A 17,145-nucleotide genomic window follows, 5' to 3' on the forward strand; every position below is an offset into this window, starting at 1 on the left:
CTGGTCATTATACTATCGTCTGGAGTAAGCAATGCCGTGTGAAGAACTGGATATCGTCTGGAATAATATTAAAGCCGAAGCCCGGGCGTTGGCCGACTGTGAGCCGATGCTGGCCAGTTTCTACCATGCAACGTTACTGAAGCACGAAAACCTCGGTAGTGCCCTGAGCTATATGCTCGCCAACAAGCTGGCGTCTACAATCATGCCCGCCATCGCCATTCGTGAAGTGGTGGAAGAGGCTTACGCCGCAGACCCGGAAATGATCGCCTCTGCCGCCTGTGATATTCAGGCCGTGCGCACGCGTGACCCGGCGGTCGATAAATATTCTACGCCGCTGCTGTACCTGAAGGGTTTCCATGCCTTACAGGCGTACCGCATCGGCCACTGGTTATGGAAGGAAGGCCGCCGCGCGCTGGCTATTTTCCTGCAAAACCAGGTTTCTGTGACCTTCCAGGTTGATATTCACCCGGCGGCCAAAATTGGCCGGGGGATCATGCTCGACCATGCCACCGGGATTGTTGTCGGTGAGACGGCGGTCATTGAAGATGACGTGTCGATCCTACAGTCGGTTACCCTGGGCGGTACCGGCAAAACCAGCGGCGATCGCCATCCGAAAATTCGTGAAGGGGTGATGATTGGCGCGGGTGCCAAAATCCTCGGCAATATCGAAGTGGGCCGCGGCGCGAAAATCGGCGCGGGCTCTGTGGTGCTGCAGCCCGTGCCGCCGCACACCACCGCCGCTGGCGTACCGGCGCGCATCGTCGGTAAGCCAGACAGTGATAAACCGTCCATGGATATGGATCAGCACTTCAACGGCATTCACCATACGTTTGAGTATGGTGACGGCATTTAACTTCTGAGAATGGCGCCCGGATACCCCAGCTGGCGCCAGGCTTCATACACCACCACGGACACCGCGTTCGACAGGTTCATGCTGCGGCTGTCCGGCATCATCGGAATACGGATTTTCTGCTCAGCGGGCAGGGCGTCCAGAATCGTGGCCGGCAGGCCGCGGGTTTCCGGGCCAAACATCAGATAGTCACCGGCCTGATAGCTTACGGCACTGTGCGCGGGCGTGCCTTTGGTCGTCAGGGCAAACATGCGCTCTGGCTTTTCGCTTTCCAGAAACGCGGCGTAATCATGATGGCGAACCACCGCGGTAAATTCGTGATAATCCAGCCCCGCGCGGCGCAGGCGTTTGTCATCCCACGTAAAGCCCATCGGCTCGATAATATGCAGGCGAAACCCGGTGTTGGCGCACAGGCGGATAATGTTGCCGGTATTAGGCGGAATTTCTGGTTCGAATAAAACGATGTTAAGCATGCTGCCCCCTTAATTGCGGGGGCAGCATAGCAGAAATGACGGGCACTACGCGACGCCGGGTTCCTGTGGGCGGCAGCGCAGCATTTTATAGACGGTGGCACCCGCAGCCACCAGCGCGGGCAGGCTGAGGATCATCAGTATACTGTCTGCCTGCCACTGCATGGAGAGAAGCTGCGCGCTGGTCATGGTACCCGCCACGCCACCAAAACGGCCAATTCCCTGCATCCACGCGATACCCGTCGCACGGCACTCGGTAGGGTAAAAGGTGGCGGCCAGGGTTTGCATCCCTGATTGCGCGCCGTTCATGGCGATCCCCATCAGGAAGATCAATCCGCCAAACAGGGCGATGTGATTATGCTCCATGCCGAGCAACAGGATGAGCCCCATCGTCAGGACAAACCCGCCTGCCACCACCCTGTGCGCTTCCCAGCGGTCCATCATCCACCCGGCGAGAAGAATGCCTGCGGTACCGCCGAAGGTGAACAGCGAGGTGAGCCAGGCAGATTCCGCCAGCGGATAACCCATCCCCAGCATCAGCGTCGGCATCCAGCTCAGCAGGACGTAATAAATCACCAGCCCCATAAAATAAGTCACCCACAGCATCAGGGTGCCGGGCAGCCAGGGCATAGAAAACAGCTGTGCCACGCTCCCTTTCTTAGACGCGACCCGCTCCTCCGCCAGGAAAAAGCCGGTCACGCCATCCAGCGTGCCGCGGGCGAAGCGGCTGGCGATACGGCGGACCTGCATCACGTCTCTTCCACGCTGTACCAGAAACTTCACCGACTCCGGCAAAAGCAGCGCCAGCAGCAGCGTCAGGATCAGCGGGGCAATTGCGCCGGTCAGCAGTACGCTTCGCCAGCCGTGATGAGGAATCAGCCAGGAGGATATTGCCCCGCCGCCCGCCGCGCCCAGAGGAAAACCACAGTACATGGTATTAATTGCCATGGCGCGACAGCGCTTAGGGGCAAACTCTGAGATCAGCGTGATGGCGTTAGGCATTGCCGCACCTAATCCCAGGCCCGTGAGAAATCGCCACAGCGTCAGGGTGTTCAGGGTTTGTGCCCAGGCGGCGCCCAGGCTTGCAACACCAAAGAATAAACACGAAAAGACCAGCACGCGCTTGCGGCCCATCCGGTCCGATACCGGGCCTGCGATCAGCGCACCCAGCGACAGTCCCAGCAGCGCGGCACTCAGTACCGGCCCCAGATCCTGTTTGTGGATCCCCCATTCTGCCGACAGCGTCGGGGCGATGTAGCCCATTGCCGCCGTATCGAACCCATCGACCGCCAGCACCAGAAAGCCCAGCACAATGAGTAGCCAGTGAAACCATGAAAAGGAACTGTCGTCGATCACCTGCTGAATATCCACCTTACCTGAATAGGCCATACGCTCCTCTCTGATGTGATGTTGTTTTTGTGTTCTTGTCTTTGCTTGTCTATACAATTGCGTGTGGCAGGGGATGTCAAATATTCTTATCTAATATGTTATCTGGATGTTATTTGCGACACAAAAACGCGCCCGATGGAGGAGATCGGGCGCGTGAGTAAGGTAGGTTAAGCGGAGGGGATCAGGCCGCGTCTCCGTGGGTAAGCGGTGCCAGTGCCGCAGGGATCTTGCTCAGCTCCTGCACCAGAGAATCCTTGCTGATCTCGCCGATTGTTTTCGCCCCGGTGAGAGTCATAGCAACCTTCATCTCTTTCTCAATCAGGTTGAGCAGGTTTGCTACCCCTGCCTGGCCGCTGGTGGCCAGCGCGTAAAGATAAGCGCGTCCCAGCAGTACGCTGTCGGCGCCGAGCGCAATCATACGTACCACATCCAGCCCGTTACGAATACCGCTGTCGGCGAGGATAGCGATGTCGCCTTTAACCGCATCGGCAATCGCCGGAAGGGCGCGTGCGGATGAAAGGACGCCATCGAGCTGACGTCCGCCGTGGTTCGAGACCACTATCCCGTCTGCGCCAAAACGCACCGCGTCGCGGGCGTCGTCCGGGTCGAGGATCCCTTTGATCACCATTGGACCGTCCCAGAATTCGCGGATCCACTCCAGGTCTTTCCAGGAAATGGACGGATCGAAATTGTTCGCCAGCCAGCCGATATAATCTTCCAGCCCGGTAGGTTTACCGAGATAAGCCGAGATGTTACCCAGATCGTGTGGACGGCCATTCAGGCCCACATCCCACGCCCACTGCGGATGTGTTACCGCCTGCCAGTAACGACGCAGGGCAGCGTTCGGGCCGCTCATGCCGGAGTGGGCATCACGGTAGCGCGCGCCGGGGGTGGGCATATCAACGGTAAAGACCAGTGTGGAACAGCCCGCCGCTTTGGCGCGCTCCAGCGCGTTACGCATAAAGCCGCGATCGCGCAGGACGTACAGCTGGAACCACATCGGGCGCTTGAGGGTCGGGGCGACCTCTTCAATCGGGCAGACCGAGACGGTGGAAAGGGTAAACGGAATGCCTTTGGCATCCGCCGCGGCAGCGGCCTGCACTTCACCGCGACGGGCGTACATACCACACAGCCCGACCGGGGCGAGCGCTACCGGCATGGCGAGCGTTTCGTTAAACAGTTTCGTCTCAAGGCTCAGATCCGACATATTCTTCAGCACGCGCTGACGCAGAGCCACCTCCGACAGATCTTCCACGTTACGGCGCAGGGTATATTCGGCATAGGCCCCGCCGTCGATATAGTGGAACAGGAACGGCGGCAAAATACGCTGCGCCGCGGCGCGGTAGTCACTGGCTGCTGAAATAATCATGCTTTGTTCTCCCTGGATATATCACTGTCGCCAGGCAGACGGGTAATACGCGCCTGTCGGGCCTGATCTTCATCAAATCGTTTAATGGTGGTGTGGACGAAGCCCAGATGCGCCATCATCGCCTTGCGTGCGGCCTCGGCATCACCGGCCAGAATGGCGTTCAGCACCGCCTCGTGCTGTTCGGTCAGTTGGGCAAAGACCGGTGGGACCAGATACATGCGCTGGCGGCTCTGCTTCACGGAGGATTGCAGCAGGTCGAAAAAACCGCGCATGGTCTGGAGCAGCACCACGTTGTGCGACGCCTCGGCAATCGCCAGGTGAAAGCGGACATCCGCCTGCGAAGCGATATCCGGGTTGCTGCTTTGCGTGGCCTCAAAGCAGGCTTTGAGCTTCTCTTTGTCGGCATCGGTTGCCCGCATGGCCGCATGCCAGGCGGTACTGGTTTCGATGGCGTGACGGGCTTCGAGGATGTCGAAGCTGTAGTCCGGGTCATTCTCCATCAGGGTTTTGAGCGGCTGGACGATGTTTTGCTCGGACCAGTCGTCATGTTGCCAGCGCACAAAGGTGCCGCCGCCGCGACGGCTTACCAGTACCCCTTCGCTGACCAGCGTCGCCAGCGCTTCACGCAGGGAATTGCGCGACACGCCAAGCTGGGCGGCGAGTTGACGTTCGGCGGGCAATTTCATACCCGCTTCAAGCTGTTGTTCTTCAATCAGCGCCCGCACGCGAGAGGCAATCTCGTCGGACAGGCGTCTGGGCATAACTATCATGGGATCATCCAGGTTAAGACATAGGCCTGCAGGGTGGTGATCACCCCGACCATGCAGGTGAATATCAGGCTGTGTTTCACGGTAAAACGGAACAGGTCGGACTCTTTACCCACCAGCCCTACTGCCGCACAGGCAATGGCGATGGACTGGGGAGAGATCATCTTCCCGGTCACGCCGCCGGTAGTATTCGCGGCCACCAGCAGCACGTCAGAGACGCCAATCTGCTGAGCCGCCGTCGCCTGCAGGGCGGCGAACAGGGCGTTAGACGAGGTATCTGAACCGGTCAGGAACACCCCCAGCCAGCCGAGGAACGGCGAGAAGAAGGTGAAGGCGTGGCCGGTATGGGCCAGCGCCAGTGCCAGCGTTGATGACAGGCCGGAGTAGTTCGAGATAAACGCGAACGCCAGCACCATGCCGATGGAGTAGATCGGCAGCATCAATTCTTTAATGGTCGCCGCAAAGGTCTGTACCGCGGCGGCCGGCTTCATGCGCAACCACACCACAGAAAGGAGTGCGGCAAACAGGATGGCCGTGCCGGTGGCGGAGAACCAGTCGAATTTATACACCGCGGCGTACGGCGTGGCAGCGTGCACCACCGGCGGCATACGGGCGACCATCTTGTCGAGGAACGGCACGGAGATGTTAATCACCATGTCATACAGCGCACCGCCCGGGGCAAACAGGGCCTTAAACGGCGGGATGCTCCAGAGCGTTACGGTGGCGGTCAGGAACAGGAACGGTGACCAGGCGCGGACGATCTGCCCGGCGGTGTAGCCGGTGCGGGCGAGCGTCTGATCCACATGCGATGCACCCATATCGGCGAAGCGGAAAATACGTACCGGCTGCCAGCGTTTCAGGAACAGCGTCAGACAGACCAGCGACACCAGCGAAGAGATGATGTCCGGCAGCTCCGGGCCAAGGAAGTTGGAGCTGAGATACTGGGCGATAGCGAACGAACCGCCCGCCACCATCACCGCAGGCCAGGTCTCCTTCACGCCGCGCCAGCCGTCCATAATCGCCATGATCCAGAACAGCACGATAATGGTCAGGAACGGCAGCTGGCGGCCAACCATCTGACCAATTTCGAAGCTGTCCAGGCCAGTCACCTGGCCTGCGACCAGAATCGGAATACCCATCGCGCCAAACGCCACCGGTGCGGTGTTGACGATCAGGCAAAGACCGGCGGCATAGAGCGGGTTAAATCCCAGCCCCACCAGCAGCGCGGCGGTGATTGCCACCGGTGCGCCAAACCCTGCCGCCCCTTCCAGAAACGCCCCGAAGGAGAAGCCAACAATCAGCATCTGCAGGCGCTGGTCCGGCGTGATGGAGAGAATCGACGAGCGAATGATGTCGAACTGCCCGGTTTTGACTGAGATTTTATAGACAAAGACTGCGGCAATGATGATCCACGCAATCGGCCACAGGCCGTAGAAGAAACCGTAGACAACGGAGGCCAGCGCGCGATCGATCGGCATTTTGTAGAAGAACAGCGCCACCAGCAGCGCGATGGCGACGGTGTACGTCGCGGCGAGGTAGCCCTTCAGCTTGAGCTTAATCAGCGCAAAGAAGAAGAACAGGATCGGCAGCGATGCGATCAGGCTAGACAGCCAGATATTCCCGGCCGGGTCGTAGTTTTGTTGCCAGAGGCTCATGCAGGTCTCCTGGGGACCAGACAGCCTATGCTGCGGGTGAGTCTCCGCTCATCTCTGCGTCACAGTCTGTGTAAAAGTGGTCCTGCCAATATTGTGTTGTAGGGGTAATGACAACAAATGGTAAACCAGATGTTATGGACTGGCAATGGTTTTGTGAGCGGAAATAATGGATTTGTGAACCAGGGAAGAAAGAAAGGGGGGATTGGTTGGGCCTATTAAAAGCAGGGTGGGGCCTGATGCCCTCACCCACAGAGAGGGGAATGATCAGAACGCCGTCTTACAAAACCCCGTCATCTCTTTCAGACCCATCTCGCGGCCAAGCTCGGTCATCGGGTGGACCACCACCAGACCCCGGACGCTTTTCTTCAGCTTGCCCATGTCGGCCTGCTCTTTTTTGGTGATGGCGCGACGGTGCGGCATATTCATTAGCTTCTGCGCTTCTTTGCTCAGCTTCTGGCCTTTTACTTCACGCAGACGCTCGATTTCCGCTTCCAGCTTCGCGGTCTCTTTTTCAAGCTCGGCGTACTTCTCGGCGGAGTCTACCAGCGAGAGGCCGGCCATCTGATGGCGGATCAAATCCAGGCGGTCGCTCAGGCGTTTAATTTCGTTCTTTTCGACTTCTTTCATGACAAATAACTCTGAAAACGGGGAATTTAGAGGGAAGGATACACCAATGTGAGCAGGCTTACTTCTGAAACGCTTTTTTTAAGCTGATTCGGGAAATCAGCTCAGTCAGGGAAAGAACCATCGTGGAACGGACAACCTGTTGATAACGCAGCTTTTGCATGGCGTACAGTTCCGGGTCGCTGTTATCAAAATGGGGGGCAGGGGGGAGCGCGGTAACGCAATGCAGCTCGCCGAAGGGGCCGAGGATCTCGTCATCGGTAAAGGTGTACTCATTGCCGTCATGATTGAGCTCTTCGCGCAGCGCCATCAACAGCTCCGCATCTTCATACTCTTGCCGGTTCAGCACGCCAAGACCATATATCAGCTTCAGACGCACGGATAAATCGCCCAGCGGTCCGTCGCCGTCCAGTAACGGTTCTACAGCATATTTTACCGCGTAGTCGTCTTTGCGAAACACCTGAAGTACCAGGATATTCACCGCCTCGGTTAACAACTCGACGGCGGTAATCAGGAAACTTCGTACGGTTTTGCCAGCATTCAGACGCTCAAGCACACGATTTTCAAAGGCCTGGGTTTGTTCCATTATTGCCTGCATATCTGACAATCTGTAATCAGGGCGCAGGATTACCTGCGCCTCACTGTGCATCATTTGGTTGCGTTATATGCGTTAACCGCCTCCGCAACCACATCGCTGTTGGCGTCCAGACCGGAAATCTGCGCCAGCGCCGCCTGCGCGCCTTTTTCATCAATCAACTGAGCCAGCTCCTGCGCCTGTGGATCCTGCTCGCTGCGGTAGTGCATCGCGGCGGCAATCCCTTTCACCAGGTTGGCGTGCGGCAGGCCGTATTCCAGCGTGCCCAGCAGCGGCTTAATCAGGCGATCGCCCGCGCTCAGTTTACGCAATGGCTGGCGGCCCACGCGCTCAACGTCATCTTTCAGATACGGGTTTTCAAAACGACCGAGGATTTTCTGGATGTATGCTGCGTGTTTATCAGCATCAAAACCGTAGCGTTTGATCAGCACCGCGCCGCTCTCTTCCATTGCCCCTTTTACCACCGCGCGGATCTTCTCGTCGAGGATCGCATCACGAATAGTCTGATGACCGGCCAATTTTCCGAGGTACGCGGTTATAGCATGACCCGTGTTCAGCGTGAAGAGTTTACGTTCCACAAATGCCATCAGGTTATCAGTTAATTCCATGCCTGGAATGGTCGGCAACGCGCCTTTAAACTGGGTTTTGTCCACGATCCACTCGCTGAAGGTTTCCACCGTCACTTCCAGCGGGTCGTTAGTCGCAGATTCTGACGGCGGAACGATACGGTCAACGGCAGAATCCACGAAGCCAACGTGCGCTTCCACCCAGGCTTTGTCTTCGTCCGCAACGGCGGCCAGAACGTGGCCTTTCAACTGCGTGGTGCCACGCACCATGTTCTCACAGGCGATGATGTTCAGCGGGGTATCAATGCCCTGCGCTTTACGTTTTGCCAGGCCTTTTGCGACCGCAGGCGCGATGCGCTCAAGTACCACCGGGCCCACCGCGGTGGTCACCAGATCAACGCTGGCGATGAGGTCGATAACATCGTCACCAATGCTGCTTACCGCGTTGACGCCAGAGACCGTTTCAACCTGCTCGTTTTCTCCCACCACGTGTACCTGGTAGCTATGACGGGCATTCAGGGCATCCAGAACGACCTGATTCACATCGGCGAATGTCAGCGTAATGCCCGCGTCTGCCAGCAGTTTGCCGATAAAGCCACGACCGATATTACCTGCGCCAAAATGTAATGCTTTCATAGTGTTAACCTTTATCAATGTTTTTACCCGAGAGGGCTGGGGTGAGGAACGTTTACCCCTCACCCTAGCCCTCTCCCCGGAGGGAGAGGGAGGAGTACGGTTATTTGTTCAATAGCGCGAGCACTTCTTCCACGCTGGTGGTATTGGCCAGACGCTCAATGACGGACTCATCGTCCAGCGCATTGGTCAGGCTGGTAATCACCTGAATGTGCTCGTTATTGCGAGCGGCGATACCAATCACCAGACGGGCAATGTCGTCTTCTTCTTCACCGAAGCGCACGCCATCAGGATACTGGCAGAACACCACGCCGGTTTTAAGCACGCGGTCTTTCGCTTCCACCGTACCGTGCGGCACCGCGATGGATTCGCCCAGGTAGGTTGGCGTCAGTTTTTCGCGTTCCATCATCGCGTCGACATATTCAGGCTGAACGTAGCCGCCTTTTACCAGTTGCTCACCGGCAAAGCGAATGGCCTCTTCTTTGGTCGTTGCGGTACGGCCGAGGAAGATATTCTCCGCACCCAGTTTAAACAGGTGGGCGTTGCTCTCGTCGAAGCTGTCCTGCAGGCCGGAGCGCACTTTCACTTCGTTGTCTTCGTGACGCTGCGCGGCCACCAGACGTTCGGTCAGGCTGGTGTACAGGCCGCTGTCGAGGAAGTTGGTCAGCGAAATATGCTGTGCCTGCGGTACCTGGCGCATGGCGCGTTCGGTCAGATCGCGGTGCGTAATCACCAGGTCAACATCCGGTGGCAGACTGTTAATGGCGCTGTTGGTCACTGAGATATTGGTCAGGCCCGCATCCTGCACTTTCTTACGCAGCACGCCGGCACCCATTGCGCTGGAACCAATACCGGCATCACAGGCAACGATGATTTTACGCACGTGGCTCAGGTCGTTAGAAACATCACCCGCTGACAGCGGCGTTGCGCCTTTGGACTCGGCTTTCATGTCGTGCATACGACGGGTTGCCGCTTCGATATCGTCATCTTCTTTCACTTTGCTGGTTTTCAGCAGGATAGAAGCGACCACGAAGGAGACCGCCATTGCCGCACAGATAGCCGCGATGTTAGCAAAATAGGCACCTTTTGGCGTCATTGCCAGTACCGCCAGGATAGAACCCGGAGACGCCGGAGAAACCAGACCACCACCCAGCACGCTCAGGGTGAACACACCGGTCATACCGCCGAGGATAACGGCCAGGATCAGACGTGGGTTCATCAGCACGTACGGGAAGTAAATTTCGTGAATACCGCCCAGGAAGTGAATGATAGCCGCACCGCCAGCAGACTGCTTCGCGCTGCCGCGACCAAAGAACATGTACGCCAGCAGAACGCCCATACCCGGACCCGGGTTCGCTTCAATCAGGAAGAAGATGGACTTGCCGAGGTCATGAGACTGCTGAATACCCAGCGGTGAGAAGATACCGTGGTTAATGGCGTTGTTCAGGAACAGGATTTTCGCCGGTTCAACAAAGATAGACGCCAGCGGCAGCATGTCGTGCGCCACCATGAAGTTAACGCCCGCCGCCAGAATCTTGGACAGGACTTCAACTGCCGGGCCAATGCCGAGGAACGCCAGAATCGCGAGGATCATCCCGATGATGCCCGCAGAGAAGTTGTTCACCAGCATTTCGAAGCCGGATTTGATTTTGCCATCAACCCAGACGTCGAATTTCTTAATCGCCCAGCCACCCAGAGGACCGGCAATCATCGCACCGAGGAACATCGGCATATCCGCACCGACGATAACGCCCATGGTGGTGATGGCACCCACTACGCCACCACGGTCACCGCCCACCAGACGACCACCGGTGAAACCGATGAGCAGGGGCAGCAGGTAAGTAATCATGGGGCCAACAAGTTTCGCCAGCGTTTCGTTAGGCAACCACCCTGTCGGAATGAATAATGCAGTGATGATACCCCACGCGATAAACGCGCCGATATTTGGCATCACCATATTGCTGAGGAAACGACCAAAGCTTTGAACTTTGATCTTGAAATCGGATGACATAAAACACCCCTTCTTCTGTTTACGCTTAGGCTTGCGGCCCGAGGTTTATTGTTAATGAGGCGGCAGAGGTAGCCGGGCCCTGTTCTGATGCTGTGAAATCTGGCACTGAATCGTTCAACTGTCCAGACAGCGAAAAATTGTGTGATCGCAATCACGTAAACGAAGGGGGTGTGACGGGAAATGAGGTGATCTGAATCACAAAACCGCAGTCTAAAAAAAACACAATGGGGAGAAAATCGGCAAAACACCCTTCTTTTTGTGATGTGAATCACATTTGGTTGTCGCGAGTTTGTTTCTGAGTTGTGACTGAATTCACAAAAAATTTTTATGCAGATTTCTCCGGATGTGATCGCTGACAAATTCTGCTCTGCGATTCAACGCCAGGATGATTACGACACACACATAAAGCTAAAAAACCACTTTTAAGATGTGGTATGGCGAAAAGTTAAAACCTGGATTACGCTCATAATGTAAGGTTAAGTATATTATTATTCAGGATATATTTTGACACGTTTATAAACTTGCATGGAGATATTATAAAAAACGATACTCCCCGGCTCTGAAATTACCCGCATACCTTTTATGTTTAAAAATAAATTAATTAGGTTGCGTACTGTTTTATTAATTTAATGAGTTGACGTTGTTTAAGTGAGGAGAATATGTTTCTCAACTATTTCGCGCTGGGCGTATTGATTTTTGTATTTCTGGTTCTTTTTTACGGAATCATCGCCATTCATGACATCCCCTATAATATGGCCAAAAAGCGTAATCATCCCCATGCCGATGCGATTCACACGGCGGGCTGGATTAGCCTGTTTACGCTCCATGCCATCTGGCCGTTCCTGTGGATCTGGGCCACATTGTACCGGGAAGATCGCGGTTGGGGCATGCAAAACCACATCACCAAACCTGATGAGGTGCCAGGTATGGATGCGCTGGCCAAACGCGTGGCCGAATTAGAACAAAAGCTGGCAGCGGTACAGCCCACTGCTGATACGAAAACGCTGGAGCGCTAATTATGGATCTGTTGATTATTTTGACCTACGTGGCGTTTGCCTGGGCGATTTTTAAAATATTTCGTATTCCGGTTAACCAGTGGACGCTCGCCACCGCCACATTAGGCGGGGTATTTATCGTGGCGGGTCTCATTTTATTAATGAACTATAACCACCCGTATACGTTTACGGCGCAAAAGGCGGTTATTTCTATTCCGATTACGCCGCAGGTGACCGGGGTGGTCAGCGAAGTCACCGATAAAAATAACCAGCTCATTAAAAAAGGCGAAGTGTTATTTAAACTTGATCCAGGTCGCTATCAGGCTCGTGTCGACAGACTGCAGGCCGACCTGGTGACCGCGACGCACAATATTGACGTGCTCAAAGCACAGCTGTCGGAAGCGGTAGCCAACACCACGCGGGTCTCCGCGGAGCGGGACCGTCTGTATAAAGATTACCAGCGCTACCTGAAAGGCAGCCAGGCGAAGGTAAACCCGTTCTCTGAAAGCGATATCGACAACGCGCGGCAGAACTATCTGGCACAGGATGCGCTGGTAAAAGGCTCTGTGGCGGAACAGACGCAGATCAAAAGCCAGCTGGACAGCATGGTGAACGGCGAACAGTCGCAGATAGCCTCTTTACGCGCCCAGCTGGCCGAAGCCAAATACAACCTGGATCAGACCGTGGTGCGTGCGCCGAGCAATGGCTACATCACCCAGGTGCTGATTCGCCCGGGAACGTATGCCGCCGCGCTGCCGCTGCGCCCGGTTATGGTCTTTATTCCTGAACAGAAACGTCAGATTGTGGCCCAGTTCCGTCAGAACTCGCTGCTGCGTCTGAAGCCGGGCGATGAAGCGGAAGTGGTGTTTAACGCTCTGCCGGGGCAGGTCTTCTCTGGCAAGCTCACCAGCATTCTGCCGGTGGTGCCAGGGGGCTCGTATCAGGCACAGGGGGCGCTACAGTCGTTAACGGTGACACCGGGAACGGATGGCGTGCAGGCGCTGATAGAACTGGAGCCGAACGCCGAGGTGGATGCGTTGCCGGACGGTATTTACGCGCAGGTGGCGGTCTATTCCGACCATTTTGCGCACGTCTCGGTGATGCGTAAAGTCCTGCTGCGCATGACCAGCTGGATGCACTATCTCTATCTTGATCATTGATCCTCGCCGGGCAGGAATGCGACATGCATACCTGCCCTTTTTTCAGCGCTTGATCCATACTGACTTTTTCTGGCATCAAGGATCAGGCAATGAAACTCATCGGCAGCTACACCAGTCCCTTCGTGCGAAAGATCTCGATTCTCCTGCTGGAGAAAGGGATTGAATTTGAATTCGTTAATGAACAGCCGTACAACGCCGAAAACGGCGTTGCGCAGTACAACCCGCTGGGGAAAGTCCCGGCACTGGTAACGGACGAGGGCGAATACTGGTTTGATTCCCCGATTATCGCTGAGTACATCGAGCTGCTCGGCGTTGCGCCAGCCATGTTACCGGCAGATCCGAAAGCGGCCCTGGCAGTGAAGCAAATTGAAGCCCTGGCCGATGGCATCATGGATGCGGCGTTAACTTCCGTGCGCGAGCAGGCAAGGCCCGTTGCTCAGCAGTCGGAAACGGAGCTGCTGCGCCAGCGTGAGAAAATCAACCGAAGCCTGGACCGGTGCGAGCAGCTCATCCAGGAGGGCAAAATTGCAACGGATAGCCTGAATCTGGCGACGATCGCTATCGCCTGCGCCATTGGTTATCTCAACTTTCGTCGCGTCTCTCCGGGCTGGTGCGTCGACCGTCCACTGCTGGTGAAGCTCGCCGAAACGCTCTTCCAGCGCGAGAGCTTCGCCCGTACCGAACCGCCAAAGGCTTGACGCGGGTTATAACACTTCGCGTCAGGAGGCGGTACAATCCCTCCACATGTTAACTCCCTCTCCCGTCGGGAGGGGGGATGATATTTACTCGCCAGGCGCTTTCATGACTACTCATCACTCCCTGTACAGCCAGATCCCTGCTACCGACCGACTTCTTCGAGAACCCCTTATTCATTCCGCTGTCGAGCGGTTCGGCCATACCGCAACGGTTGAGATGTTACGTCTGCTTCAGGACGAGGCCCGGCGCCATATTCAGGCAGAAAATGCCTTGCCCGCCTGGTGCGTGGCGTGGGAGCAGGCGCTGGAACAGAGGCTGGTTGAGAAAGGGCAAAGCGCGTTGCGCCGGGTGATTAACCTGACGGGGACCGTCCTGCATACCAATCTCGGGCGTGCGCAGCAGGCAGAAGAGGCGGTTGACGCCGTTACGCAGGCCATGCGTTCGCCTGTCACGCTGGAGTACGATCTCGGCGGTGCAGGACGCGGGCATCGTGATCGGGCCCTGGCGGATCTGCTTTGTCAGCTCACCGGTGCTGAAGATGCCTGCATTGTGAATAACAACGCGGCGGCGGTCCTGTTGATGCTGGCGGCGATCGCCTGCGGCAAAGAGGTGGTTGTCTCGCGCGGCGAACTGGTGGAGATTGGCGGCGCGTTTCGCATCCCGGACGTGATGCGCCAGGCGGGCTGTACCCTGCAGGAAGTGGGTACCACTAACCGGACCCATGCGAAAGATTACCGTGCGGCGGTTAATGAAAACACCGCCCTGCTGATGAAGGTCCACACCAGTAATTATCATATTGAAGGGTTCACCAAAACCGTTGAAGAGGCTGAGCTGGCGGCGATTGGCCGCGAGCTGAATGTACCGGTGATTGCCGATCTCGGCAGCGGCTCGCTGGTGGATCTAAGCCAGTATGGTCTGCCGAAAGAGCCGATGGTGCAGGAGATGATTGCGGCGGGCGTTAGCCTGGTCAGTTTCTCTGGCGATAAACTGCTGGGCGGGCCGCAGGCCGGGATCATTGTCGGTAAGCGTGAGCTGATTGCGAAGCTGCAGCAGCATCCGCTCAAGCGCGCCCTGCGCGCCGATAAAATGACGCTTGCCGCGCTGGACGCGACGCTGCGACTCTATCTCCACCCGGAGAAACTGGCGGAACGCCTGCCAGCGCTGCGTCTGTTAACGCGTGATGCCGCCTCGATTCGCGCGCAGGCCGAGTTACTGTTGCCCAATGTCGCGTCGCATTACGCCGATTTCGACGTGCGCATTGAGTCCTGCCAGTCGCAAATTGGCAGTGGCTCGTTACCGGTGGATCGGCTGCCCAGCGCGGCCCTGACTTTCACCCCGCGCGATGGCCGCGGCAGCCAGCTTGATGCGCTCTCTGCGCGCTGGCGTGCCCTGCCAACGCCGGTTATCGGGCGGATTTACGATGGCCGAATGTGGCTGGATCTACGCTGTCTTGAAGATGAAGAGCGATTTCTGGAGATGTTGTTGAAATGATTATTGCCACCGCCGGTCATGTTGACCACGGAAAAACCACCTTGTTGCAGGCCATCACGGGCGTGAATGCCGATCGCCTGCCGGAAGAGAAAAAGCGCGGTATGACCATCGATCTGGGTTATGCCTACTGGCCGCAGCCCGATGGCCGCGTGCTGGGCTTTATTGACGTCCCCGGACACGAAAAGTTTCTTTCCAACATGCTGGCGGGGGTTGGTGGTATTGACCATGCCCTGCTGGTGGTGGCCTGTGATGACGGCGTTATGGCGCAAACGCGTGAACACCTGGCGATCCTGCAGTTGACGGGCAACCCACAGTTGACCGTGGCGCTGACCAAAGCCGATCGTGTGGACGCGACGCGTATTAACGAGGTGCGCGAGGCGGTGCAGGCTACGTTGCGCGAATATGGCTTTACCGATGCTGCGCTGTTTGAAACGGTCGCCACAGAAGGGCGCGGGATCGACGCACTTCGCCACCATTTGCAGCAGCTCTCGTCGCGAGAACATGCCAGCCATCACCGCTTTCGTCTGGCCATCGACAGGGCGTTTACCGTGAAAGGGGCGGGTCTGGTGGTGACCGGTACCGCCCTGAGTGGGGAAGTGAAGGTGGGCGATACCGTATGGCTGACGGGCGTTAACAAACCGATGCGCGTGCGCGGGTTGCATGCGCAAAACCAGCCCGTTGAACACGCTCATGCCGGGCAGCGTATCGCCCTCAATATTGCCGGCGATGCGGAGAAAGCGCAGCTAAACCGCGGCGACTGGCTGCTGTCTGAGGCGCCGCCAGAACCGTCTGAGCGGGTGATTGTCTCCCTGCAGACGCATATCCCGCTCAGCCAGTGGCAGCCGCTGCATATCCACCATGCGGCCAGCCATATCACCGGGCGCGTGTCGCTGCTGGAAAACGATCTCGCTGAACTGGTTTTCGATACGCCGCTCTGGCTGGCAGATAATGACCGTCTGGTGCTGCGTGATATCTCGGCGCGGGAAACGCTGGCCGGGGCGCGGGTGGTGACGCTCAACCCGCCGCGTCGCGGGAAGCGTAAACCGGAGTATTTGCAGTGGCTGTCGGCACTGGCGCAGGCCAGCAATGACAAGGCAGCGCTGGAGGTGCATCTTGAACGCGGTGCGGTGAGCCTGACCGACTTCGCCTGGGCACGTCAGCTCAGCAACGAAGGCTTGCTCCCGCTGACCCAGCAGCCGGGATTTATCCAGGCCGGTAATAACCTGCTGAACGCGCCGGTTGCGGCGTGCTGGCAGCGTAAGGTACTGCACACGCTCGCCACCTACCATGAACAGCATCAGGATGAACCTGGCCCGGGGCGCGAGCGCCTGCGTCGCATGGCGCTGCCCATGGAAGACGATGCGCTGGTGCTGTTGCTGATAGAAAACATGCGTGAAAGCGGCGTGATCAAAAGCCACCACGGCTGGCTGCATCTGCCGGATCACAAAGCCGGGTTCACCGCAGAGCAAGAGGCAATCTGGCAAAAAGCGGCCCCTCTGTTTGGCGATGAGCCGTGGTGGGTTCGCGATCTCGCCCGGGAAACGAATACCGACGAGCAGGTGATGCGCCAGGTATTGCGCCATGCCGCACAGCAAGGGCTCATCGTTGCGATCGTGAAAGATCGTTATTACCGCAACGATCGGATTGTCGCGTTTGCCAGTCTGATCCGCGAACTGGATCAGGCGCGAGGCTCTACCTGTGCGGCTGATTTCCGCGATCGTCTGAACGTCGGACGTAAGCTGGCCATTCAGATCCTGGAATATTTCAACCGCATCGGTTTTACCCGCCGTCGCGGTAACGACCATTTATTACGGGATTCGTTACTCTTTCCAGAAACAGCGTGACCCCTGTCGTAAACACCGTTACCGGCTGGC

15 protein-coding genes are annotated in these 17,145 nt (G+C 57.1%); 6 read left to right on the forward strand and 9 right to left on the reverse strand.

Annotated elements, in window-relative coordinates:
- Positions 1-31: 31 nt before the first annotated feature.
- Positions 32-853 carry a serine O-acetyltransferase gene (gene cysE / locus EKN38_RS21990; RefSeq protein WP_014830172.1) on the forward strand — a complete coding sequence of 274 codons (822 nt, stop codon included), beginning with the start codon at positions 32-34 and terminating at the stop codon, positions 851-853.
- Here the strand turns inward: cysE and trmL are convergent.
- The 9 genes from trmL to EKN38_RS22035 form a co-directional block, all read right to left on the reverse strand.
- Positions 850-1,323: a tRNA (uridine(34)/cytosine(34)/5-carboxymethylaminomethyluridine(34)-2'-O)-methyltransferase TrmL gene (trmL, locus tag EKN38_RS21995; protein WP_013094923.1), complete on the reverse strand. Its 474-nt coding sequence runs from the start codon at positions 1,321-1,323 to the stop codon at positions 850-852. The two genes, cysE and trmL, sit on opposite strands and share 4 nt — an antisense overlap.
- A 45-nt stretch (positions 1,324-1,368) precedes the next feature.
- The gene (locus EKN38_RS22000) at positions 1,369-2,709 is read right to left on the reverse strand and encodes an MFS transporter (RefSeq protein WP_014830173.1); all 1,341 of its coding nucleotides are present in this window, start codon (positions 2,707-2,709) and stop codon (positions 1,369-1,371) included.
- Between the two features lie 181 nt (positions 2,710-2,890).
- Entirely contained in the window at positions 2,891-4,078 is a 1,188-nt protein-coding gene (lldD, locus tag EKN38_RS22005) for an FMN-dependent L-lactate dehydrogenase LldD (RefSeq protein ID WP_014830174.1), read from the reverse strand.
- Positions 4,075-4,848, reverse strand: a complete 774-nt coding sequence (lldR, locus tag EKN38_RS22010) for a transcriptional regulator LldR (RefSeq protein ID WP_014830175.1) — start codon at positions 4,846-4,848, stop codon at positions 4,075-4,077. The genes lldD and lldR overlap by 4 nt, the downstream gene beginning before the upstream one ends.
- Positions 4,845-6,500 (reverse strand): L-lactate permease, encoded by a 1,656-nt coding sequence (gene lldP, locus EKN38_RS22015; protein WP_014830176.1) that lies wholly within the window; start codon positions 6,498-6,500, stop codon positions 4,845-4,847. The genes lldR and lldP overlap by 4 nt, the downstream gene beginning before the upstream one ends.
- Before the next feature lie 264 nt (positions 6,501-6,764).
- Positions 6,765-7,127: a YibL family ribosome-associated protein gene (locus tag EKN38_RS22020; protein ID WP_008502724.1), complete on the reverse strand. Its 363-nt coding sequence runs from the start codon at positions 7,125-7,127 to the stop codon at positions 6,765-6,767.
- Between the two features lie 58 nt (positions 7,128-7,185).
- Positions 7,186-7,776, reverse strand: a complete 591-nt coding sequence (gene mtlR, locus EKN38_RS22025) for a mannitol operon repressor MtlR (RefSeq protein ID WP_013094931.1) — start codon at positions 7,774-7,776, stop codon at positions 7,186-7,188.
- Positions 7,773-8,921, reverse strand: a complete 1,149-nt coding sequence (mtlD, locus tag EKN38_RS22030) for a mannitol-1-phosphate 5-dehydrogenase (protein ID WP_014830178.1) — start codon at positions 8,919-8,921, stop codon at positions 7,773-7,775. Before mtlD ends, mtlR begins: the two co-directional genes overlap by 4 nt.
- A gap of 100 nt (positions 8,922-9,021) precedes the next feature.
- On the reverse strand, positions 9,022-10,929 hold the full coding sequence (locus tag EKN38_RS22035; protein ID WP_126522699.1) for a PTS mannitol transporter subunit IICBA: 1,908 nt from the start codon (positions 10,927-10,929) through the stop codon (positions 9,022-9,024).
- 659 nt (positions 10,930-11,588) lie between these two features.
- Between EKN38_RS22035 and EKN38_RS22040 the strand changes: the two genes are divergently transcribed.
- The 5 genes from EKN38_RS22040 to selB all read left to right on the forward strand — a co-directional run bounded on the left by EKN38_RS22040 (position 11,589) and on the right by selB (position 17,115).
- Positions 11,589-11,945, forward strand: coding sequence for a DUF3302 domain-containing protein (locus EKN38_RS22040; RefSeq protein WP_013094935.1), 357 nt, complete (start codon positions 11,589-11,591; stop codon positions 11,943-11,945).
- 2 nt (positions 11,946-11,947) lie between these two features.
- The gene (locus tag EKN38_RS22045) at positions 11,948-13,084 is read left to right on the forward strand and encodes an HlyD family secretion protein (protein ID WP_014830180.1); all 1,137 of its coding nucleotides are present in this window, start codon (positions 11,948-11,950) and stop codon (positions 13,082-13,084) included.
- Between the two features lie 89 nt (positions 13,085-13,173).
- Entirely contained in the window at positions 13,174-13,782 is a 609-nt protein-coding gene (locus EKN38_RS22050; protein ID WP_014830181.1) for a glutathione S-transferase, read from the forward strand.
- A 103-nt stretch (positions 13,783-13,885) separates the two neighbouring features.
- Entirely contained in the window at positions 13,886-15,271 is a 1,386-nt protein-coding gene (selA, locus tag EKN38_RS22055; protein ID WP_043951544.1) for an L-seryl-tRNA(Sec) selenium transferase, read from the forward strand.
- Positions 15,268-17,115, forward strand: a complete 1,848-nt coding sequence (gene selB, locus EKN38_RS22060; protein ID WP_014830183.1) for a selenocysteine-specific translation elongation factor — start codon at positions 15,268-15,270, stop codon at positions 17,113-17,115. The genes selA and selB overlap by 4 nt, the downstream gene beginning before the upstream one ends.
- The last annotated feature ends 30 nt before the right edge of the window (positions 17,116-17,145 follow it).

The organism is Enterobacter sp. WCHEn045836 (genome assembly GCF_003965585.1).
In the GTDB taxonomy this organism is placed as follows: Bacteria; Pseudomonadota; Gammaproteobacteria; order Enterobacterales; family Enterobacteriaceae; genus Enterobacter; species Enterobacter dissolvens.

Excerpts from the sequence above, each read along its gene's own strand:
- cysE (WP_014830172.1), top strand. The coding sequence starts at position 32 with ATGCCGTGTGAAGAACTGGATATCGTCTGGAATAATATTAAAGCCGAA.
- trmL (WP_013094923.1), bottom strand. The coding sequence starts at position 1,323 with ATGCTTAACATCGTTTTATTCGAACCAGAAATTCCGCCTAATACCGGC.
- EKN38_RS22000 (WP_014830173.1), bottom strand. The coding sequence starts at position 2,709 with ATGGCCTATTCAGGTAAGGTGGATATTCAGCAGGTGATCGACGACAGT.
- lldD (WP_014830174.1), bottom strand. The coding sequence starts at position 4,078 with ATGATTATTTCAGCAGCCAGTGACTACCGCGCCGCGGCGCAGCGTATT.
- lldR (WP_014830175.1), bottom strand. The coding sequence starts at position 4,848 with ATGATAGTTATGCCCAGACGCCTGTCCGACGAGATTGCCTCTCGCGTG.
- lldP (WP_014830176.1), bottom strand. The coding sequence starts at position 6,500 with ATGAGCCTCTGGCAACAAAACTACGACCCGGCCGGGAATATCTGGCTG.
- EKN38_RS22020 (WP_008502724.1), bottom strand. The coding sequence starts at position 7,127 with ATGAAAGAAGTCGAAAAGAACGAAATTAAACGCCTGAGCGACCGCCTG.
- mtlR (WP_013094931.1), bottom strand. The coding sequence starts at position 7,776 with ATGATGCACAGTGAGGCGCAGGTAATCCTGCGCCCTGATTACAGATTG.
- mtlD (WP_014830178.1), bottom strand. The coding sequence starts at position 8,921 with ATGAAAGCATTACATTTTGGCGCAGGTAATATCGGTCGTGGCTTTATC.
- EKN38_RS22035 (WP_126522699.1), bottom strand. The coding sequence starts at position 10,929 with ATGTCATCCGATTTCAAGATCAAAGTTCAAAGCTTTGGTCGTTTCCTC.
- EKN38_RS22040 (WP_013094935.1), top strand. The coding sequence starts at position 11,589 with ATGTTTCTCAACTATTTCGCGCTGGGCGTATTGATTTTTGTATTTCTG.
- EKN38_RS22045 (WP_014830180.1), top strand. The coding sequence starts at position 11,948 with ATGGATCTGTTGATTATTTTGACCTACGTGGCGTTTGCCTGGGCGATT.
- EKN38_RS22050 (WP_014830181.1), top strand. The coding sequence starts at position 13,174 with ATGAAACTCATCGGCAGCTACACCAGTCCCTTCGTGCGAAAGATCTCG.
- selA (WP_043951544.1), top strand. The coding sequence starts at position 13,886 with ATGACTACTCATCACTCCCTGTACAGCCAGATCCCTGCTACCGACCGA.
- selB (WP_014830183.1), top strand. The coding sequence starts at position 15,268 with ATGATTATTGCCACCGCCGGTCATGTTGACCACGGAAAAACCACCTTG.